At 68.1% G+C, this 19,965-nt stretch carries 22 protein-coding genes and 3 tRNA genes; 12 read left to right on the top strand and 13 right to left on the bottom strand.

Annotation, left to right across the window (positions count from 1 at the left end; genetic code table 11):
- Positions 1-4: 4 nt before the first annotated feature.
- The 5 genes from IEY14_RS03445 to IEY14_RS03425 form a co-directional block, all read right to left on the bottom strand.
- Positions 5-955, bottom strand: a complete 951-nt coding sequence (locus IEY14_RS03445; RefSeq protein WP_188906788.1) for an FAD binding domain-containing protein — start codon at positions 953-955, stop codon at positions 5-7.
- Entirely contained in the window at positions 952-1,590 is a 639-nt protein-coding gene (gene paoA, locus IEY14_RS03440) for an aldehyde dehydrogenase iron-sulfur subunit PaoA (protein WP_188906787.1), read from the bottom strand. Before paoA ends, IEY14_RS03445 begins: the two co-directional genes overlap by 4 nt.
- A gap of 400 nt (positions 1,591-1,990) precedes the next feature.
- A tRNA-Glu gene (locus IEY14_RS03435) sits at positions 1,991-2,065 on the bottom strand.
- Between the two features lie 194 nt (positions 2,066-2,259).
- Complete coding sequence (locus IEY14_RS03430) at positions 2,260-3,402, bottom strand: D-Ala-D-Ala carboxypeptidase family metallohydrolase (protein WP_188906786.1); 1,143 nt, start codon at positions 3,400-3,402, stop codon at positions 2,260-2,262.
- A 247-nt stretch (positions 3,403-3,649) separates the two neighbouring features.
- Positions 3,650-4,090, bottom strand: coding sequence for a VOC family protein (locus IEY14_RS03425; RefSeq protein ID WP_188906785.1), 441 nt, complete (start codon positions 4,088-4,090; stop codon positions 3,650-3,652).
- Positions 4,091-4,257: 167 nt separating this feature from the next.
- Between IEY14_RS03425 and IEY14_RS03420 the strand changes: the two genes are divergently transcribed.
- Positions 4,258-4,827 (top strand): cold-shock protein, encoded by a 570-nt coding sequence (locus IEY14_RS03420; protein ID WP_188906784.1) that lies wholly within the window; start codon positions 4,258-4,260, stop codon positions 4,825-4,827.
- 20 nt (positions 4,828-4,847) lie between these two features.
- A complete protein-coding gene (locus tag IEY14_RS03415; protein ID WP_188907375.1) occupies positions 4,848-5,291 on the top strand; it encodes a DUF192 domain-containing protein in 444 nt (147 codons plus the stop codon).
- A gap of 35 nt (positions 5,292-5,326) precedes the next feature.
- Here the strand turns inward: IEY14_RS03415 and IEY14_RS03410 are convergent, their stop codons facing one another.
- On the bottom strand, positions 5,327-5,590 hold the full coding sequence (locus IEY14_RS03410) for a hypothetical protein (protein WP_188906783.1): 264 nt from the start codon (positions 5,588-5,590) through the stop codon (positions 5,327-5,329).
- A 138-nt stretch (positions 5,591-5,728) separates the two neighbouring features.
- Positions 5,729-5,914 carry a hypothetical protein gene (locus IEY14_RS03405; RefSeq protein ID WP_188907410.1) on the bottom strand — a complete coding sequence of 62 codons (186 nt, stop codon included), beginning with the start codon at positions 5,912-5,914 and terminating at the stop codon, positions 5,729-5,731.
- Positions 5,915-6,040: 126 nt separating this feature from the next.
- Between IEY14_RS03405 and IEY14_RS03400 the strand changes: the two genes are divergently transcribed.
- From IEY14_RS03400 to IEY14_RS03390, 3 genes are all read left to right on the top strand, one after another.
- Positions 6,041-6,117 (top strand) — tRNA-Pro (locus IEY14_RS03400).
- A gap of 44 nt (positions 6,118-6,161) precedes the next feature.
- Positions 6,162-6,467 carry an ETC complex I subunit gene (locus tag IEY14_RS03395; RefSeq protein WP_188906782.1) on the top strand — a complete coding sequence of 102 codons (306 nt, stop codon included), beginning with the start codon at positions 6,162-6,164 and terminating at the stop codon, positions 6,465-6,467.
- Between the two features lie 36 nt (positions 6,468-6,503).
- A tRNA-Arg gene (locus IEY14_RS03390) sits at positions 6,504-6,579 on the top strand.
- 256 nt (positions 6,580-6,835) lie between these two features.
- Here IEY14_RS03390 and IEY14_RS03385 read toward each other — a convergent pair.
- Both IEY14_RS03385 and metC read right to left on the bottom strand, forming a co-directional pair.
- Positions 6,836-7,192, bottom strand: coding sequence for a DUF2934 domain-containing protein (locus tag IEY14_RS03385; RefSeq protein WP_210318263.1), 357 nt, complete (start codon positions 7,190-7,192; stop codon positions 6,836-6,838).
- Positions 7,193-7,271: 79 nt separating this feature from the next.
- The gene (gene metC, locus IEY14_RS03380; RefSeq protein ID WP_188906781.1) at positions 7,272-8,444 is read right to left on the bottom strand and encodes a cystathionine beta-lyase; all 1,173 of its coding nucleotides are present in this window, start codon (positions 8,442-8,444) and stop codon (positions 7,272-7,274) included.
- 199 nt (positions 8,445-8,643) lie between these two features.
- Here metC and IEY14_RS03375 point away from each other — a divergent pair, with 199 nt between their 5' ends.
- The 4 genes from IEY14_RS03375 (at position 8,644) to IEY14_RS03360 (ending at position 13,285) form a co-directional block, all read left to right on the top strand.
- Entirely contained in the window at positions 8,644-9,663 is a 1,020-nt protein-coding gene (locus tag IEY14_RS03375; RefSeq protein ID WP_188906780.1) for an amino acid ABC transporter substrate-binding protein, read from the top strand.
- A gap of 103 nt (positions 9,664-9,766) precedes the next feature.
- On the top strand, positions 9,767-10,957 hold the full coding sequence (locus IEY14_RS03370; RefSeq protein WP_188906779.1) for an amino acid ABC transporter permease: 1,191 nt from the start codon (positions 9,767-9,769) through the stop codon (positions 10,955-10,957).
- Positions 10,958-10,968: 11 nt separating this feature from the next.
- Positions 10,969-12,468: an amino acid ABC transporter permease gene (locus IEY14_RS03365; RefSeq protein ID WP_188906778.1), complete on the top strand. Its 1,500-nt coding sequence runs from the start codon at positions 10,969-10,971 to the stop codon at positions 12,466-12,468.
- A 10-nt stretch (positions 12,469-12,478) separates the two neighbouring features.
- The gene (locus IEY14_RS03360) at positions 12,479-13,285 is read left to right on the top strand and encodes an amino acid ABC transporter ATP-binding protein (protein WP_244639280.1); all 807 of its coding nucleotides are present in this window, start codon (positions 12,479-12,481) and stop codon (positions 13,283-13,285) included.
- Positions 13,286-13,325: 40 nt separating this feature from the next.
- Here IEY14_RS03360 and IEY14_RS03355 read toward each other — a convergent pair whose 3' ends face one another.
- From IEY14_RS03355 to IEY14_RS03345, 3 genes are all read right to left on the bottom strand, one after another.
- Positions 13,326-15,593: an OmpA family protein gene (locus IEY14_RS03355; RefSeq protein ID WP_244639279.1), complete on the bottom strand. Its 2,268-nt coding sequence runs from the start codon at positions 15,591-15,593 to the stop codon at positions 13,326-13,328.
- Positions 15,594-15,756: 163 nt separating this feature from the next.
- A complete protein-coding gene (locus IEY14_RS03350) occupies positions 15,757-16,896 on the bottom strand; it encodes an FAD-dependent monooxygenase (protein ID WP_188906777.1) in 1,140 nt (379 codons plus the stop codon).
- A gap of 19 nt (positions 16,897-16,915) precedes the next feature.
- Positions 16,916-17,161, bottom strand: coding sequence for a zinc-finger domain-containing protein (locus IEY14_RS03345; RefSeq protein ID WP_188906776.1), 246 nt, complete (start codon positions 17,159-17,161; stop codon positions 16,916-16,918).
- 104 nt (positions 17,162-17,265) lie between these two features.
- On the opposite strand from IEY14_RS03345, the gene IEY14_RS03340 reads away from it, so the two are divergent.
- The 3 genes from IEY14_RS03340 to IEY14_RS03330 all read left to right on the top strand — a co-directional run bounded on the left by IEY14_RS03340 (position 17,266) and on the right by IEY14_RS03330 (position 19,239).
- The gene (locus IEY14_RS03340; protein WP_188906775.1) at positions 17,266-18,033 is read left to right on the top strand and encodes an alpha/beta fold hydrolase; all 768 of its coding nucleotides are present in this window, start codon (positions 17,266-17,268) and stop codon (positions 18,031-18,033) included.
- A 111-nt stretch (positions 18,034-18,144) separates the two neighbouring features.
- Positions 18,145-18,975, top strand: a complete 831-nt coding sequence (cysE, locus tag IEY14_RS03335; RefSeq protein WP_188906774.1) for a serine O-acetyltransferase — start codon at positions 18,145-18,147, stop codon at positions 18,973-18,975.
- A 54-nt stretch (positions 18,976-19,029) separates the two neighbouring features.
- Positions 19,030-19,239 (top strand): DUF3126 family protein, encoded by a 210-nt coding sequence (locus IEY14_RS03330; protein ID WP_188906773.1) that lies wholly within the window; start codon positions 19,030-19,032, stop codon positions 19,237-19,239.
- A 49-nt stretch (positions 19,240-19,288) separates the two neighbouring features.
- On the opposite strand, the gene IEY14_RS03325 is transcribed toward IEY14_RS03330, so the two are convergent.
- Positions 19,289-19,882 carry a transglutaminase-like cysteine peptidase gene (locus IEY14_RS03325; RefSeq protein WP_188906772.1) on the bottom strand — a complete coding sequence of 198 codons (594 nt, stop codon included), beginning with the start codon at positions 19,880-19,882 and terminating at the stop codon, positions 19,289-19,291.
- Positions 19,883-19,965 lie beyond the last annotated feature (83 nt).

Raw genomic sequence — 19,965 nt, 5'->3', positions numbered from 1 at the left:
CGGCTCAGCTCCTGGCTTCGGCGAGGACGGAGGCGAGGCTGCGCTCCACCAGCGGCAGTTTGAACGCGTTCTCCTCGGTCGGCCGCGCATCGGCGAGCAGCCGGTCGGCGGCGGGCTTGGCGCCGCGCTTCAGCTCGGCTTCGGCCGCCTCGACGCGCCAGGGCTTGTGCGCGACGCCGCCGACCGCGACGCGGCCCGAGCCGTCGCGCTGGACGATCGCAGCGATCGAGATCAGGGCGAAGGCATAGGATGCGCGGTCGCGCACCTTGCGATAGATCTGCCGGCCGCCGAGGGGCTTCGGCAGTGTCACCGCCGTGATCAGCTCGCCCGGCGTCAGCTCCGTTTCGATCTGCGGCGTGTCGCCCGGCAGGCGGTGGAACTCGGCGATGGGGATCGCGCGCGTCGCGCCGTCCGGCTTCACGGTCTCGACCTTGGCATCGAGAACCCGCAAGGCGACATTCATGTCGGAGGGGTTGGTGGCGATGCAGCTGTCACTGACCCCGACGACGCCGAGCTGGCGCGAGAAGCCGTCCAGCGCCGAGCAGCCGGAGCCGGGACGCCGTTTGTTGCAGGCCATGTTGGTGTCGTAGAAATAGGGGCAGCGCGTGCGCTGGAGGAGATTGCCGGCGGTGGTGGCGCGATTGCGCAGCTGGCCGGACGCGCCGGCAAGAAGCGCGCGCGACAGCACGCCGTAATCCTTGCGCACCCGGTCGTCGGCGGCGAGATCGGTGTTGCGGACGAGAGCGCCGACGCGCAGCCCGCCTTCCGGCGTCGGCTCGATCCGGTCGAGCGCGAGGCCGTTGACGTCGATCAGATGCGTCGGAGTCTCGATCTGGAGCTTCATCAGGTCGAGGAGGTTGGTTCCCCCGGCGATGAATTTCGCGCCCGGCCGCGCGGCGGCCTTGGCGGCGGCATCGGCGGGGCTCGTGGCGCGCTCGAAGGTGAAGGGCTTCATGCCGGCCTCCCCGCGACTTCGACCATCGCGTCAACGATGTTGGAATAGGCGCCGCAGCGGCAGATATTGCCGCTCATGCGCTCGCGCAGTTCGGCGGCGCTGGCGTCCGGCGCGGCCAGAAGATCGGCGCTGACATGGCTCGGCAGGCCGGCCTTCACTTCCTCCAGCACGGCCACGGCCGAACAGATCTGCCCCGGCGTGCAATAGCCGCACTGATAGCCGTCATGCTTGATGAAGGCGGCCTGCATCGGATGCAGCTTGTCCGGCGTGCCGAGACCTTCGATCGTGGTGATCGCGTCGCCCTCGTGCAGCACGGCGAGCGACAGGCATGAGTTCATGCGCCGGCCGTTCGCCATCACGGTGCAGGCGCCGCATTGCCCGTGATCGCACCCCTTCTTGGTTCCCGTCAGATGAAGGTGTTCGCGCAGCGCGTCGAGAAGCGTCGTGCGCAGGTCGAGCTCCAGTTCGTGTCGCTCGCCGTTCACGGTGAGCGCGATGCGCGAGGTGACGGGCGCCCCCGGTTCGGCCTCGCCCGCCGCGAAGGCCATGCCGGGCAGGGCGGTCACCGCCAGGGAGGTCGAGGCGCCGACCATGAGGTCGCGCCGGTTGAGTTCGAGATCTCTGCAATCGTCCATGGAATCGTCCCGATCCTTTGACCCGCCGCGACGGGGCCGAGGGTGGTGGCGGGAGATCCTTGCCGCAGGCGAGCGAGGCGCGAAGAGCCACGAGAGCGGCGCCCGAACAGACCTGCAAGGGAAGGATGAACCCGACGGTCCGGCTGCCAAATGGGCCAGCTTGGAATCGGAACAATTCCAGTTCGCGCTGGGCGCGATCAAAAACCGACACGTATGCGTGAGACGCGATATCCCGCCGACTATCGCGCTTCAGTCCCGCGACGGCGGGGACAGGAGCGCTTCGCGACAGCGAATGCCAGGACGCCTATCGATCGCCAGATCGCAACACCGTATGACGACGGAGGACGCGACGGCTCGATCCGAGGGCGGTTGGTCAGTTCAGATCGGGAGGGGGATTGTGTGGCACGCCCAAGGGGAATCGAACCCCTCTCTCCACCGTGAAAGGGTGGCGTCCTGACCGATAGACGATGGGCGCAGCGGCAGGTGGGTGTATAGGGGGCTTCGCTCGGGGCCGCAAGGCACTTTCGCAGCGAAAAGCCGTCGAAGTGAAACTTCCACAGGAAACGGAGGAATGACGACGGGCATTTCGCTGGAGCGGGCTGGACGGCGCCATGCTTGCATTGGTCCAGCGGCGCGAATCGAGCCCGTGTCGTCTCCTCCGGCGGAGACTCAGTCGTCCGAGGCGGGGCGGCTCACCTTCTGCGAGGCGAGGAGCACGGAGGCATCGGCGGTGGGGTTGCGCCGGCAGGCCCAGTTCCAGTCGCGCTGGCGGCCGGTATCCACGTGCACGGCGACGGTGTGGCAATAGGTGCCGACGCCGCCGCGATTCGGCAGGGCGCGCACGAAATTGGCCACCTGGAACTTGTCGGCGCCCGGCACGATGATGTCGGCCGCCTTGCATTGCAGATGCATGGAGCGCTTGGCGCCGTTCACCCGCAGATTGTGCGTCGGGCTGCGATAGCCGGAGGTGACGACCACCTTGGTATGGAAGCGCGTCTCGACGGCCTTGATGATAGAAACGAGATCCGGCTGAAAGCAGCTCGTCTGCACGTCCGGCCGCTGCACCATCAGGCCGTTGGGCGCGAGGCGGGCGAGCCCGCTGATCGAGGCGGTCTGGTAGAGCCCTTCCTCGCCATTGGCTTCGTCGATGATATCGGCATCGTAATCGGCCGAGGCCTTCTGGCCGATCTCGAAGAGCGAGGAGGCGCTGCGCACGCCGGGAAGCGCGGCGGCGCCGTCTGCCGCGACCGGGGCGCCCTGGCGGGCGAGGATCACGCGCCGGGTCTTGCCCATGTCGACATTGCGGATCGGCGTCTTCGCCTTCGACTGCGCGTAGAGCGAGGCGAACATCGTGTGGTCCGCCTGTCGCCCGGCCGCAAGCGAGGGCTGATCGGTCTGGCTCGACGTCAGGACGGTGGAGCCGGCAAAGGCGGCGATGGCGGCGGGACCCGTCGCCAGCGGTCCGTCCTTGCTGCCCTTGGCTTCCGCTTCGAGGGCCCGGGCCGAGCCGTTGGCGGCGGGAAGGGCGGCAGGCTTGCCGGGCGCCGCCCGATCGGTCTCCGCCGCGAGCTTTACCGATTCTTCGGCCTTCGCGGTTGAGACTTCCTTCGCGGCGGAAGCGTCCTTGTCGCCTGCCTTGTCGCCAGTGGCGGCATCGGCTTGCGGCGTGGCCTTGCCGGCTTCGGCCAGCGCGGCCGGCTTGCCGGCGAAAGCCGCATTGTCCTCGACCGCCGATACGCAGCCCCCGACGAGCGGAACCGCAAGCAGCACCGTTCCGAAGAAGGCGTCGCGGCGAAGGCGGCCGACGGACATGCGTCGAATGGAAGGCGTCAAACCCGTCCCCTCTCGATCCTCTCGACGGCGACGGTCGAGACGACCGATCCCCCACCGCGGCGGTCGAGCGCGGGACCGGCTTTGCCGATCGCGCCCGAAGGCCGACATTCAAGCAGCTCTCCAAGGTCCCCACCTTGCGTCGCAACGGGATTCGCTGCGACAAATGAGCCGACTCCTTACATTCTTGTAATTGATATGGCCAGATTGCGGCAGGCCTGTGGCCCAACTACCACTGTCCGGTATTCTTCATCGACAGCCAGGGCTCGGCCGGCGCCTTTGCCCCGCCTTTCTGCAGGAGTTCGATCGAGATGCCGTCGGGCGAGCGGACAAAGGCCATGCGGCCGTCGCGCGGCGGCCGGTTGATCGTCACGCCCGCATCCATCAGCGTCTGGCAGGTCTGGTAGATGTCGTCGACCTCGTAGGCGAGATGGCCGAAATTGCGCCCGCCCTGATAATCCTCGGGGTCCCAGTTATAGGTCAGTTCGAGGAGCGGTGCCTGATGCTCGCGCCCCGCCGCTACATCCTCCGACGCGGCGAGGAAGACGAGCGTGAAGCGCCCGGCCTCGCTTTCGCTGCGCCGAACCTCGACCATTCCCATCTTGCCGCAATAGAAGTCCAGCGACTGGTCGATGTCGCGAATGCGGACCATCGTGTGCAGATATCTCATGACCCAGACTCCCTCGATGAAGCGTCCGCAAGGTTAGCGCGCCGGCCGCTCTTCGCCAGGGCCGGAAGGGGATCGACAGGGTGGCGAGTTTCCGCTGACAAAGCGCCAGATCTTGCTATCTTGAAATGCTAACGATTCGTCCGAGCGGCCGGAACGCTTTTTTGTCGATGCCAGAAACAGATAGCAACTCTGCAGCTCAGGCGGCGGATTCCCTGCGGGAGGGAATCGACGTCGTCGCGGGCCGCATCAAATGGTTCGATGTGGCCAAGGGTTTCGGCTTCATCGTGCCGGACGATGGCGGGCCGGACGTGCTGCTGCACGTGACCTGCCTGCGGCGCGGCGGCTTTTCCACGGCGTTGGAGGGAACCCAGGTCGTCTGCGAGGTGCATCGCGGCGATCGCGGCCTGCAGGCGCTGCGCGTGCTGTCGATGGATGTTTCGAGCGCCGTCCACCCGTCGCAGCTGCCGCCCTCGCGCAGCTTCATGCCGGTAACGCCGACGAGCGGCCTCGAGCCGGCGGTGGTCAAGTGGTTCAATCGCACCAAGGGCTACGGCTTCCTGTCGCGCGGCGAGGGGACCGAGGACATCTTCGTGCATATGGAAACGCTGCGCCGTTACGGCATGGCGGAATTGCGGCCCGGGCAGGAGGTGCTGGTGCGTTACGGCAATGGGACGAAGGGGCTGATGGCCGCCGAGGTTCACCCGAGCGACGGCCCGAGCCAGCCGGCCGCGCATTGACGATACCCTTCTCCCCGTCGATGCGCCGCCTCGGCGGCGCCGCGTTGCTGGCCGCCGCGCTGGCGCAGCCGGCCTTCGCGCAAACCTCCGCCGCGAACCTCGTCACCGCTTCGGGCGCGCACAAGCTCGAAGTCGAGCTCGCGACCACGCCGAAGGAGCGGGAGATCGGGCTGATGAACCGCCGCTCGATGCCGGCCGATCACGGCATGCTGTTCGAATTCGGCCAGTCGGCCCCCGTCACCATGTGGATGAAGAATACGCTGATCCCTCTCGACATGCTGTTCTTGAACGAGCGGGGCGAGGTGACGCGGATCAAGGAGCGGGCGCAGCCGGAATCGCTCGACCTCATCCCATCCGGCGGGCCGGTCCGCTACGTGCTGGAACTGAATGGCGGCGCCGCCGCGCGCTATGGCGTGAAGCTCGGCGATCATCTGCGCCATCCGGCGATTGCGGCAGGCAAGTAGGCGGCGCCCGGCGGGGCGGTCCCTGCTCCTCGCGATCACATCTGGATGCGGCGCGGCACGTAGCCGCCCCGGCGCAGGATGGAGGCGATCGCGATCTGCTCGCTCAGCGGCTTGGAAAGGATCGGCAGAAGCCGGTTCTCCCAGATGCGCCGGCCTTCGCCATCGAGCGTTCCGAGGCCGGACGTCGCCACCTGTTCGGCGATCCTCAATTCGGGCGAGTTGGGGGCGAGAAGCTCGGCGGCGACGACGTCGCGGATGAGGGCTGCGAGTTCCCGGTCAACGACACCGGCCTTTGGCATGGAAGAGACTCGAAATCGAACACGTCATTGCGCCTCCGACCTAGGATGGCGCCACCCGGAATCCAAGCCCTGTCTTCAGCGCCTCACGCAATGGTTTATGCGGCGTGCGGCCGGGCTGACGGCCAGGGGCGCCAAGGGTCAGCCGACGCCGCCATCGGCATCGCCTTCGCCCTCGTGTTCGGGCAGGGCGCCGGTGCCGGGCGTCGCCGCATCGTTCGTCAGTTCGGCCTTCGCATGCGGCCCGGCGGCCGGGTTCGGCGCCGGCCGGTCCTTCGTCGCGTCGTCCTTCGGCTCGTCTGTCTGGGCCGGCATCCTGTCGTTCATCGTCGCTCTCCTTCACGAGGGGAAACAAGCAGCTTGAAACTTCGTTTCCCAAGCGGGCGGGAAGTCGGGCGCGCCGCTTGCCTCGCTTCGCGCCATTCACTACAGAACATTCGACGCGAAGCCGGACGGAGCGTAGCGCAGCCTGGTAGCGCATCTGGTTTGGGACCAGAGGGTCGCAGGTTCGAATCCTGCCGCTCCGACCATTCGGCCCCGCGTCGCCTGGAATGAACCTCAGGAGACTTCGAGGATGGTGGCCCGCATCTATCGCCCGGCCCGCACGGCGATGCAGTCCGGCAAGGCGCAGACGAAGGACTGGCGGCTGACCTTCGATCGGCAGAGCGATCTGCGGATCGAGCCCTTGATGGGCTATCAGTCCTCCAGCGATACCCTGCCGCAGGTGGTGCTGACCTTCGACAGCCGCGAGCAGGCGGTGGAATTCGCCGAACGGCATCAGATCCCCTACCGGGTCGAGGAGCCCAAGGAAGCCTCGCGCCGCAGGGTGTCCTATTCCGACAATTTCCGCTATGACCGGCGTCAGCCCTGGACGCATTGACGCCCGGTTCCTTGCTAAGGGCCGCCCCGGCCCCTCGGCCCCGTAGCTCAGAGGATAGAGCACCGGCCTTCTAAGCCGATGGTCGCAGGTTCGAATCCTGCCGGGGTCGCCAATGCTTTTGCAGGTTTAGACGACGTTCCGGCAAAGGTGCCGAAGGCTCGTCACGCCCGCCGCCGGCGGACCTGCCGACTTTCCACCACGTCTTATCCGCCTCGACCGACGCTCCGGCATTTCCGGACGATCGCGGCGTCGCGCCCTTGGCGCCCGATCCGCGATGCCTCGGGTTCGCCCGGATGGGCCGGTTCTTCGAAAAACGAAGCCCGGCTGCGTCGCCGCAGCCGGGCTCATGGTGTTGGCGACCTTCGAAATCAGGCGGCTCGGCGGCTTTCGCGGGCGGGTGTCTCCGCCGCGCTCGGCCGCCGGATGATCGGATGATCGATCTTCGGGCACTCGTTGCCGAAGAGCTCGAAGGAGAACGGCTCCGGATCGTAGAGGGCGCGGCGCAGGCGGGCGATTTCGGCGGGCTCGCCCGTGCCGACCGTCGCTTCGGCTCGAACCTCTTCCTCGGCCGGCTTGGCTTCCGATGGCAGGGCCGCCACCTCGGCCTCGATCTCCACGCGCGCCCGGGCCCAATGCTCGTGCTCGCGTCCCTGCGGACGTCCGGCCTTTTCCCAGATCTCGTAGGCGCGATCTCGGATCAGGGCGTCGATGTCGATGGTTGTCATGGCGCGGTCTCCCTACCTCGGGAACGCGCCATGTCGCGTCCGGTTCCGGTCGGTCTGCCCTTTCTTGCGTCGTGATGAATTATTTGGCCGCCAGGAAACCTTTTTCGAGATCGGCGCGCAGATCCGCCAGATCCTCCAAGCCGATCTGCAGACGGATCACCGGTCCGCCCGACGGCGCGGTCGCCAAGACGCGGTCGGAGAGATCGACGAGGATGGCGAGGCTTTCGAAGCCGCCCCAGGAATAGCCGAGCCCGAAGATCGACAGGGCATCGAGGAAGGCGGCGGCCTCGGCCTCCGAGCCGCGCAGCACGAAGGAGAAGAGGCCGCTCGCGCCGGACATCTGGCGCTTCCAGAGCTCGTGCCCTTCGAAGCTCGGCAAGGCGGGATGCAGCACCTTCGCGACCTGCGGGTGCCCGTCCAGCCATGTCGCGAGATTCAGCGCCGTGTCCGCATGGCGGGCGAGGCGCACGCCCATGGTCCGCAAGCCCCTGAGCACGAGATAGGTGTCGTCCGGCGAGGCGTTGACGCCGAGCACCATCTGCGTTTCGCGCAGCCGGGCATAGGTGCGGGCATTGGCGGAGACGCTGCCCAGCATCACGTCCGAATGGCCGCCCGGATATTTGGTGAGCGCATGGATCGAGAGATCGACGCCCTGGTCCAGCGGGCGGAAGAGGAGGGGCGTCGCCCAGGTGTTGTCGATCATCGACAGGGCGCCGCCCGCCCGCGCGATCGACGCGGCCGCCGCGACATCCAGCATCTCGAACGTGTTCGAGCCGGGCGCTTCCAGAAACACGACCTTCGTCTGGGGCCGCATCAGGCCGGCGAGATCCGGGGCCTGGCGCGGATGGAAATATTCGACCGCGACGCCCATGCGCTTCAGCACCGTATCGGCGAAGCGGCGCGTCGGCCCGTAGACGGAATCGACGATGAGGCAGTGATCGCCGGCGGACAGGAAGGCGAGCAGCGGAACCGAGACGGCGGCGAGGCCGGAGGGCAGGAGGATGGTGCCGGCGGCATTTTCGAGTTCGGTCAGCGCCTCTTCCAGGGCATCCGTGGTCGGCGTGCCCCAGAGGCCGTAGCGATACTTCTGGGAATGCGACTTCATCGTCGCGATGTCGGGATAGAGAACCGTCGAGGCATGCACGACCGGCGGATTGACGAAACCGTGATAGTTCAACGGCTTGTTGCCCGCGTGGGCGAGGCGCGTATTGGCGCCCGCGCCGCGCGGTGGGGCATTTTCGGAATCGTGCAACGCAATTGTCCTTGGTATGGCGAAGCTGGGCACTAACCTCTTGGCTCTGCATAGCAAATGTGCAGAGGAAAAAATGCGCCAGCTTCTTGACCTGCTGATTTTTATGGCATGAACTCGGCCGAAGGCAACGGGCTGACTCGGCCGGATCGGCGGCCCGCTGGTTTTTCCTCAAGACCTGTCGCGTTGGAGGCGAATGCGTATGAAGACGAAACTCGTGGTGGCCGCTCTCGGCGTCGCGATCGCCGGTCTGGCGGCGAGCGGCGCCTCGGCCGCGACGCTCGCCGACGTCAAGGCGCGCGGCACGCTGCGCTGCGGCGTGAATACCGGCCTGCCGGGCTTCGGCTCGCAGAACGACAAGGGCGAGTGGCAGGGCCTGGATGTCGACTATTGCAAGGCCGTCGCCGCCGCCGTCTTCGGCGACGCGACCAAGGTGCAATATGTCCCGCTCTCGGCGGTGCAGCGCTTCCCGGCCCTCCAGAACGGCGAAGTCGATCTCCTCGCCCGCAACACGACCTGGACGCTCAGCCGCGACACGGCGCTCGGCCTCGATTTCGCGGGCGTCAACTACTATGACGGCCAGGGCTTCATGGTGAAGAAGGAGCTGAACGTCACCTCGGCGCTCCAGCTCTCCGGCGCCACGGTCTGCGTGCAGAGCGGCACCACGACCGAGCTGAACCTCGCCGACTATTTTCGCGCCAACAACATGCAGTTCAACCCTGTCGTCATTGAGGCGCAGAACGACGTGAACGCCGCCTATGACAGCGGCCGCTGCGACGTGCTGACCACCGACCAGTCCGGCCTCTACGCTTCGCGTCTCGAAATGAGCAAGCCGGACGACAATGTCGTGCTGCCGGAGATCATCTCGAAGGAGCCGCTGGCGCCGGCCGTGCGCCAAGGCGATTCGCAGTGGTTCGACGTGGTGAAGTGGACCCATTTCGCGCTGCTGAACGCCGAGGAGCTCGGCATCACCCAGGCCAATGTCCAGGAGATGACGAAGTCGCCAAACCCGGAGATCCAGCGCATGCTCGGCGCCGGCTCCACCTTCGGCCAGGATATGGGGCTCTCCAACGACTGGGTCGTGAAGATCGTGTCGGCGGTCGGCAATTACGGCGAGATCTTCGAGCGCAATGTCGGCTCGGCCACGCCTCTCGGCATCGCCCGCGGCCAGAATGCCCTTTGGACCAAGGGCGGCCTGCAATACGCTCCGCCGATCCGCTGATCGCGCGGCCTGGGGATCGGCGCCGCGCCGATCCCCGGCTGTTTGGTTTGTCGGCAGGGTCCGATTTCTATCCGACGGACGCCGCCAGAGGAGCGCCCCCGAGATGACGGTCGATATCCAACCGCTGCGACAAGGGCGCTCCGGCACCTCCTGGCTGACGAATCCGGACGTGCGCGGCGTGGTCATCCAGGTGCTGCTGGTCGCGGCGCTCGCCGCCTTCGGCTGGTGGATCGTGCACAACACGGTCGAGAACCTGCGGGCCGCCAAGATCGCGTCCGGCTTCAACTTCCTCAACACCCGCGCCGGCTTCGACATCTCGCAGAAGCCGATCGAGTTCACGCCGGATTCGAGCTATGGCCACGCGATCGTCGTCGGCATCGTCAACACGCTGATCATCGCGGTGAGCGGCATCGTCATGGCGACGATCCTCGGCTTCCTGGTGGGCATCGGCCGTCTGTCGCAGAACTTCCTCATCCGCGGCCTGTCGACGGTCTATGTCGAGATCTTCCGCAACATCCCGCCGCTGCTCGTCATCATCTTCTGGTATAACGGCGTGCTCTCCGTCCTCGCCGCGCCGCGCAATCTCCAGCCCTCGCCGATCGGCGTCTATCTGACGAATCGCGGGTTGCAGACGCCGGCGATCCTGTTCCAGCCCGGCGCCTGGGCGACGCTCGCCGCGCTCGTCGTCGGCATCGTCGCCGTCTTCGTCCTGGCACGCCTCAACCGGCGCCGTCAGATGGCCACCGGCGAGCGGCGGCCGCTGCTCTGGCCGGCGCTCGGCCTCGTCGTCGGCCTGCCGCTTCTCACCTTTCTCGCCACCGGCCTGCCGGCGACGCTGGAACTGCCGGCGGCGACGCGCTTCAACCTCGTCGGCGGTTTCCAGATCAAGCCGGAATTCCTGGCGATGTTTCTCGCCCTCTCGATCTATACCGGCGCCTTCATCGCCGAGATCGTGCGCGCCGGCATCATGTCGGTGTCGCGCGGCCAGACCGAGGCGGCCGCCGCGCTCGGCCTGCGTCGCGGCCAGCTCCTGCGCCTCGTGATCGTGCCGCAGGCCTTCCGGGTCATCATCCCGCCGCTGACCAGCCAATATCTGAACCTCACCAAGAATTCCTCGCTCGGCCTCGCCGTCGGCTACGCGGAACTCGTCGCGATCGGCTCGACCGTCCTCAACCAGTCCGGCCAGTCGGTGGAGGTCGTCGCGATCTGGATGTGCGTCTATCTCGGCATCAGCCTCCTGACGTCGATCGGCATGAACGCCTTCAACGCCCGCATGGCGTTGAAGGAGCGCTGAAGGACACGGTGATGGAAGAACAGGTCGCCGGTTACGTCGCCGATCAGCCGAAGCTGCCGCAGCCGCCGCCGGCCCGCGAGCGCGGGCTCGCGGCGCTCGCCCGCCGCAATCTCTTCGCGACGCCCTTCGACGCGGCGCTGACGATCGTCGCCTCGCTCCTGATCCTCTTCATCCTCTGGCATGTCGTCGACTGGGCGCTGATCCGCGCCGTCTTCGTCGGCGAGGACCGCACGGCCTGCCTGCCGGCCGAGGGCCAGGAGGCCGGCGCCTGCTGGGCCTTCGTGCGGGCCCGCTTCGCGCAGTTCATGTATGGGCAATATCCGGTCGACGAGCGCTGGCGGATCGACCTGACGGTGGTGCTGCTCGCCGTTCTCGGCCTGGGGCTGGCGATTCCGCGCGTGCCGATGAAGCGGCTGAACGCGGTTCTCCTCTTCGCCGTGTTTCCCTTCGTCGCGCTGGTGCTTCTCACCGGCGGCCGTTTCGAGATCGGCGGCACGGCCCTCGTCCTGTTCTTCGCCGTGGCGGCCGGGGCGACGCTCTTCGTCGCCAGCGGCCATATCGGCTTTCGCTGGCACGATCCGCTGATCCGGGCGGCGAGCCTCCTGACGCTCGTCGCCCTTGTCACCTGGATCGTGTCCTATGCGGGCAATTTCGATCGGGTGATCGTCCTCAACCAGCGCTTCGACACGGCGAGCCTCGTCGGCTTCCTCGCCTCGCTTCTCGCCATTGGCCTGACCGTCGCCGCCAGCCTGCGCAATCCCGAACTGCGCGGCGGCACGGCGTCGCTGCTCCTGCCGCTGGTCATCCTTCTCGGCCTTCTCGCCTTCCTCACCGCCGATCTCGGGCTGGAGCCTGTGCGCACCAACTTCTGGGGCGGGCTGATGCTGACGCTGGTCGTCGCGCTGACCGGCATCGCCGCCTCCTTCCCGCTCGGAATCCTGCTGGCGCTCGGGCGTCGCTCGAAGATGCCGGCGGTGAAGCTGCTCTGCATCATCTTCATCGAGTTCTGGCGCGGCGTGCCGCTGATCACCGTGCTGTTCATGGCGCAGTTCATGCTGCCGCTGTTCCTGCCGAGCGGCGTGACGATCGACCAGCTGTTGCGCGCGCTTGTCGGCATCTCGCTCTTTTCGGCCGCCTATATGGCGGAGGTCATTCGCGGCGGCCTTCAGGCGATCCCGAAGGGCCAGTACGAAGGGGCGGATTCGCTCGGCCTGCGCTATTGGCAGAAGATGCGGATGATCATCCTGCCGCAGGCGCTCAAGCTCGTCATTCCCGGCATCGTCAACACCTTCATCGGGCTGTTCAAGGACACGAGCCTCGTGTCGATCATCGGCCTCGCCGACTTCCTCGGCACGGTGCGGCGCGGCTTTTCCGACCCGACCTGGCTGACGGAACAGACGGCGGCCTCCGGCCTCGTCTTCGCCGCCTTGCTCTACTGGGTCTTCTGTTTCTCCATGTCCCGCTACTCCATCTTCATGGAGCGACGGCTCGACACGGGCCATAAACGCTAAGGAGCCGCCAATGTCGCTCGAAACCAATGTCGAAGCCGCGACAGCCGCGGCCGGTGCCGCCAGGGCGCCCCGCACGATCTCCTCGGAGATCGCGGTGGAACTCGTCAACGTCAACAAATGGTACGGCGAGTTCCATGTGCTGCGCGACGTGAACCTGCGGGTGCGGCGCGGCGAGCGCATCGTCGTCTGCGGGCCGTCCGGCTCCGGCAAGTCGACCATGATCCGCTGCGTCAACCGCCTGGAGGAGCATCAGAAGGGGCAGATCGTCGTCGACGGCATCGAGCTCACCAACGATCTGAAGAAGATCGACGAGGTGCGGCGCGAGGTCGGCATGGTGTTCCAGCACTTCAACCTCTTTCCCCATCTCACCATCCTCGAGAACTGCACGCTGGCGCCGATCTGGGTGCGCAAGATGCCGAAGAAGGAGGCCGAGGAGGTGGCGATGCACTTCCTCAAGCGGGTGCGCATTCCCGAACAGGCGAACAAGTATCCCGGCCAGCTATCGGGCGGCCAGCAGCAGCGCGTCGCCATCGCCCGCTCGCTCTGCATGAACCCGAAGGTCATGTTGTTCGACGAGCCGACCTCGGCGCTGGACCCCGAAATGATCAAGGAAGTGCTGGACGTCATGGTCGGCCTCGCCAACGAGGGCATGACGATGATCTGCGTGACGCACGAGATGGCCTTCGCCCGGCAGGTCGCCGACCGGGTGATCTTCATGGATGCCGGGCAGATCGTCGAACAGAACGAGCCGGAAACCTTCTTCCGCAATCCCCAGCACGAGCGCACCAAGCTCTTCCTCAGTCAGATCCTGCACTGAGGGAGCGGCCGGCGGCGAAGCGCCGCCGGCCGCCTTCGTCCTATCGGGCCGAGGTCGCCACCGGCTTCACCAGCGCGGTGATGCGGCGCACCGTGACGCGCCGGTTCTCGGCATTGGCCGATTGCGTGTTCACCTTCAGCTCCTGCTCGCCATAGCCCTGGGTCACGAGATTCTCGGCCGGGATGTCGAAATATTGCGACAGGGCCTTCGCGACCGATTCGGCGCGGCGATCCGACAGGACCAGATTGGCCTCGGCCGAGCCGACCGCGTCGGTATGGCCTTCCACCAGGAAGGTCTCGCCGGGATCGGTCCCGACGATCTTCTTGATCGCGTCGGCCAACGCCTGGAGCTTGTCGACCTGATCCTGGGCGATGTCGGCCGAACCGAAGGCGAAGTTGATCGTCGCCAGATCGATCCGCCGCACCTTCTCGCGGATGCGCTCGGACCGCCGCACCTCGTCCACCGAATAGATGCGCTCCACCGTTTCCACGGGCGGCGCGACGAGCGTGTCGTAATAGACGCGCTCGTCCGGCCGGTCGATATCGACGATGTAGCGATCCTCGGGAATATCGACCCGCAGCGGCGGCAGGTCGCGGCCCGGATCGTCCAGATAGGTGTCGCGGCGCGGCCCGCCATCGGCATAGGGATCGTAGAACAGCACGACCTCGCGGCCGTCCGGCATGATGCGCGAGCGCTGGACGACATCGCCGTAGCGATCGGTGATCGTCACCACCTGCACGCCGTTCGAGCGCACGATCGTCTCGCGCGTGCGCTCGCCCGGCAGGCGCTCGACATAGCGATCGTTCGAATCGACCTGGAGGCGTTCGGTATCGTCGGAGCGGACGAAATAGCCCGCCGCGGCGCCGGCCACGGCGCCGGCGATCGCCGCAGCGCCGAGCGACAAGATCTGCCGGTCGCCGTCGCGGCGCACCACCTTGGCTTCGGGCGGCAGGTCGTAGCGCGGTTGCGCGTCGATCCGCTGGCCCTGCTCGCGGGTGATCGGTTGGACCGCGACCGGCTGCTGCAAGGTCTGTACCCGCGCGTCGCTCTGGTTGATGCGCCCGGGCTCGACCGGGGCGTTCTGGACATTGGCAGGCACTGGCTGCGGCCGCAGGTCCTGGGGCGGAGGCGGGGCGGGGCGGGCTTCCGCCGCGCCGGGGGCGGGCGCCGCCTGCGGCGCGGCGCCTTGCTGTGCCGGTGCCGGGACGCCATTCGGCTGCGCTGCGCCGGCGGGCGGGGCCGGCGGCGCGACGGGCGCGGCCTGTTGCACCGCATTCGGTGCCGCCGGGGCAGGGGCGGCGCCCGGAACGGCGCCATCGGGCGCCGGGGCCGCGCGATTGCCGGTCGCCTCGCCACGAGCCGGGGCCGCCTCGGGCGCGGTGCGCCTCGCGGCATTTCCGGCGGGAGCCTGCGGCGCCGGTTCGGCGGGCGGACGCGGCGCGGCTGCGCCGGGCTCGGCGCCCGCCGGCTGGCCGGGCGCAGCCTCGGCCGGCGCTTCCGCCCCCGGCTTGCGCTGCGCGGCATTCGGCTTGGCCGGCGCCGCTTGCGTCGCGGGCTCGGCGGGCGGCGCCTTGGCGGCGGGCGCGGCCGGCTCGGCGGCCGGCGCCGCGCGCTGCTCCGCCTTGACGGGCGGCGCCTCGGCGGGCGCGGCCTTGCGCTTCGCGGGTACTTCGGCCGGGGCCTCGGCCGGCTCTGCCGTCTCGGCGGGCGGCTTCGGCGCGGCCGCTTCCGGCTTCGGCGCAGCCTCGTTGTTCCGATGCTGGCGAGTCTCGGCCTTCGGCGGTGCCGCCGGTTCGGCTGCGGCGTCCGGGGCGGCCTGCCGGGCCGGCTTCGGCGGCGCGGCTTCGCTCGGCTCGGCCGGGCGCGGCTTGTTGCGGGCCGGGGCGGGGGCTTCGGGCTCGCCTTCCGGCTGCGGCGCGGCGCGCTTCGGCGGTGGCGCTTCGGCGGGCGCGGCGGCCCGCTGCGGCTCGCGCGGCGGCGCTTCGGGCTGTTCGGCCTGCGCCCGCTGGCGATTGGGCCTTGGCGCCTGCGGCTCCTCCCCTCCGGCCTCGGGCCGCGCATTGCCGTGACGGGCCGGCGCCTCGCCGCCCGCGCCCGGCGCCTCGTTGCCCTGGCGGCGTGGCTCGTTCTGGCGGCCCTGGCCGCCGCCGTTCTCCGGCTGGCCTTCGCGCTTCGGCTTGCGCGGCACTTCGCCCGGCGCCTCGCCGGGATCGGCCTGCGCCATCTCGATCGTCGCCAGCCTTTCGGCGAAGGCGGCGGGCGATCCGCTGAGCATGGTCGATGCGGCCAGCGCGGCCGTCAGCAGCATGCGTCCCGGCGTTTTCAAATTCGGCATTGTCCACCTTGCAGAAGGAAAGCAGTCCCTTGCTCATCCCGGCTCGCCGCAGCGAGACTGCATGCGAGATAGGCAAGACTTGCCCTCCAGAAAGGCGGAGTCGTGGCCGAATCGGTCGCGGCTGGCGGTTATTTGCTCAATGACTGGGCGGGCGCCAGTCGTAGAGCCAGGCGAGATCGGCGGCCAGAGCCGCCGGCGAGCGCAGCCGCAGCGCCAGATCGCGGGCATAGGCGAGGGGCGGCGCGAGGTGATAGACGCGTCTGTGGAAGGCGACCCTTTGGCGCACCTTCCGCCAGCGCGCCTCGCGATCGGCGGCGAAGCGTCGGATCGCTTCGGCCGTGTCCGCAGCTTCCGCGAGATGGTGGGCGAGGACGAAGCCGTCCTCGATCGCCAGCGCCGCGCCCTGCGCGGCATAGGGCGGCATCGCATGGGCGGCATCGCCGATGAAGACGAGCCCCGCCGGGTCGCTCGCCTCGTGCAGCCGTTCCGCCGAGGCGAGCGGCCAGACCCCGTGCAACTCGCCCCGCTCGACGAGGTCGCGCAGCGCCGGCGCGAGCCGCGCATCCGGCGGCACGATGCCGTCATCCTCGCTGCGGCGGATGATCACGAGATTGCTGCGGCGCCCGCCGGCGACGGGATAGGCGACGGCATGCATGTCCTGCCCGAGCCAAGCCCGGATGCCGGACGGCGCCGGTGCCCCGGCAGTCTCCACCATCATCCGCCAGGCGGCATGGCCGGTCGGAACTTCGGCCGGCTTGCCGGCGAGACGGCCGAGCGTGGAGCGGACGCCATCCGCCGCGACGATCGCGTCGGCGGCGATGTCCTCGTCTCCGGTCCCGTTTCGGCCGAGCGTCACCACCGTCTCGCCGCCGTCCTTGCGGAGAGCCCGCAATTCATGGCCGAGATCGAGCCGGATCTCCGGCGTGTCGAGAACGGCGGCCAGAAGCGCCGCCTGAAGATCGGCGCGCATCAGGGAAAGATAGGCCGTGCCGTCGCGGCTCGTCACCGGCACGCGGGCGATCGTCCGCCCGCTCGGAAGATCGAGGAGCGTCACCGCCTCGGCCGCGACGGCCGCGCGCCGCACCGCCGGCAGGACATCCAGCCGGTCGAGCACGCGCAGCGCATTCGGGGAGAGTTGCAGGCCGGCGCCGACTTCCTCCAGCTGCCCGGCCCGCTCGACGAGGCGGACCTCGAGCCGGCGTCGCGCCAAAGCGAGGGCGGCGGTCAGGCCGGCGATGCCCGCTCCGACGACGAGAATCGGCCGCGACGCGCGCATGCGAAGCGTTCGGCGGGACTCAGGCGGCGCGTTCGACGAAGAGACAGCCGGCCGGCTTGGTCTCGGTGGCCTTCAGCGCCGGATTGTAGCGATAGAGGGTGGAGCAATAGCCGCACACCTTCTCGCCTTCGTCCCCCATATCGAGATAGACATGCGGGTGATCGAAGGGCGTCGAGGCGCCGGTGCACATGAATTCCGTCACGCCGATCTCGATGACGTCGTAGCCGCCGTCGTTTTGGAAATGCGGAATGATGTGGTCGGCCATGGGAAGCTCCGGCTTTCGGTCGCGTGACCATTCCTTAGCCGCGCGGGCGGCGGATGAACAGATGCGTCGCGCGTCGAAGCGGGGCGCGGGAAACGGAACGACGAATGGATTTCTTCTCCAATGACGGCCTGCGGCTCGCCTTCCTGGATGCCGGCGAACGGGGCGCGCCCGCCGTGCTGCTCGTCCATGGCTTCGCCTCCTCCATGCGCGTCAACTGGGTGGAGCCGGGCTGGGTCGAGACGCTGACCGGCGCGGGCTACCGGGTCCTCGCCTTCGATCATCGCGGCCATGGCGCGAGCGACAAGCCGCGCGAGGCCGCCGCCTATACCCCGCAGCGGATGGCGGGCGACATCCGCGCGCTGATGGCGGCGCGCGAGGTCGGCGAGGCGGCGCTCTTCGGCTATTCCATGGGCGCACGGGTCTCGGCCTTTGCCGCGCACGAGACGCCGGCGCGCTTTCCGGCGCTCGTCCTCGGCGGGCTCGGGATCGGCCTCGTCAAGGGCGTCGGCGACTGGGACCCGATCGCCGAGGCGCTGCTCGCCCCCTCGCTGGAGGTCGTGACGCATGAACGGGGGCGCATGTTCCGCGCCTTCGCCGACCGCACGCAGAGCGACCGCGAGGCGCTGGCCGCCTGCATCCGCACCTCGCGCGCCGAACTGACGGCGACGGAAGTCGGCGAGATCCGCCAGCCCGTCCTGATCGGCGTCGGGACGAAGGACGACATCGCCGGTTCGGCCGAGGCGCTCGCCGCGCTGATGCCCGATGCCGAGGCCTTCGAGATCGCGGGGCGGGACCATATGCTGGCGGTCGGCGACCGGACCTTCAAGGCGGCCGTGCTGCGCTTTCTCGAACGCGCGCTGGCGCGGACCTAAGGTCTTTGGCGCCTTGGGCGCGGACGGCGATTGCTGGAGGCGCCGCAACGGCCTATCTAGACGACCACGAATGACCTTCCGTCGCTCAAACCACCCCGCGCGAAGGAGACGATGATGAGCGCAACGAACCGGCAGTCCCTGGACCGCCTCGCCGCGGTCGACCCGATCTGGGCGACGGTTCGCGAGGAGGCGATGAAGGCCAGCGAATGCGAGCCGGGCCTTGCCAGCTTCTTCTACGCGACGGTCCTGAACCATGGGAGCCTGGAAGCGGCGGTGATCTATCGCATCGCCCAGCGGCTCGACCATGCCGACGTGCCGGCCGCGCTGATCGCGCAAGCTTTCGAGGCCATGCTGGCGGGCGACCCGGTCTGGGCCGCCTCGCTGCGCGCCGATCTCCAGGCGGTCTACGACCGCGATCCCGCCTGCGAGCGTTATCTGGAGCCGATCCTCTATTTCAAGGGCTTCCACGCCATCCAGACCCATCGCCTGGCCCATGCCCTGCTCCATGCCGGGCGGCGCGATTTCGCGCTCTATCTCCAGGCGCGCTCGTCCAGCGTGTTCCAGACGGACATCAATCCCGCCGCCAAGCTCGGGCGCGGCATCTTCCTCGACCATGCGACGGGCCTCGTCGTCGGCGAGACGGCGGAAATCGGCGACGACGTGTCGATCCTCCAGGACGTGACGCTCGGCGGCACGGGCAAGGAAATCGGCGACCGGCACCCGAAGATCGAGAGTGGCGTCCTGATCGGCGCCGGCGCGAAGGTGCTCGGCAACATCCGCGTCGGCCATTGCTCGAAGGTCGCGGCGGGCTCCGTGGTGCTGAAGTCGGTGCCGCCGCTTTCGACCGTCGCCGGCATCCCGGCGCGCGTCATCGGCTCGGTCGCCAATTGCGGCGGCGAGCCGGCGCGCGCCATGAATCAGCTCTTCGAACGCGATGAGTGATTGCAGCCCGGGCGGCCGGCCGCTAGCTACCGGTCTCCATTCGAGGAGCATACCGTGAAGCCAGACGAGATCCGCAAGGTCGAAGCCTACCTCAAGAACCTCTTCAAGGGTTCGCCCATTAAGGTGAAGGCCCTGCCGAGGAAGAACGATTCGGCGGAAGTCTATGTCGGCGAGGAATTCGTCGGCACGGTGTCGAAGGACACGGACGAGGGCGAGACCTCGTATCACGTGACGATGACGATCCTCGACGTCGATCTCGACTGAAGGACCGTCCTCCGCGATTCCGGCGGCCCGAGGGCCGCCGGCCGTCCTCTCAGCGGACGCTGCCGACCAGGAGGTCGCGGTCGTCGCCGATGCCGTTCCACTTGCCGGAATTGCGCTCGGACTGACGCTTCAGAAACTTCAGGTTCGTGTCCTTCCAGTCGAGCACCCGGTCCTCGAGATTGTCGAGGATGTAGTCGCCCTTGTCGGTGCGCACCGTCAGAACCGCATGGCCGTCGCCGTTCTGCTGGCGGACCACGGTGATAAGGAGGGCCGAGCGGGGATAGCCGGCCTTTTCCAGCATGTACTGCTTGAGCAGCGCGTAATCCTCGCAGTCGCCCTCCGTCTTCGGATATTCCCAATATTCGGGAACGCCGTAGACCTCTTGGTCGGTGCGCGGGAAGATGCTGCGATTGACCGCCGAATTCACGTCGACGATGTCCGACCAGGCGGCGCGGGTCAGCTTGACCAGCGCGACCGTCTCGTTGCGATCGCATTCCGCCGGATAGCGGCGGCAGAAGTCGTAATGGCCGACCGGCTGCGAGGTGGCGCCGAGGATCGGCATCGGCCGTCCCTCGGCTTCGGCGCCGGACAGGCTGGCGAACAGCGCGACGACGCCGAGAATGCCGGACAGAATGGTCTTCATAGTCGCCGCTCCCGTGTTCTTATCAGGATGACAGGAGCGATTTACTTCTGCGCGAAGTTGAATTGAGCAATTTTAGAGGAATT

The organism is Aureimonas endophytica (assembly GCF_014642635.1).
GTDB lineage: Bacteria > Pseudomonadota > Alphaproteobacteria > Rhizobiales > Rhizobiaceae > Plantimonas > Plantimonas endophytica.
The sequence above is the reverse complement of the archived record's forward strand: the minus strand, read 5'-3'. Positions and strand labels throughout refer to the sequence as shown.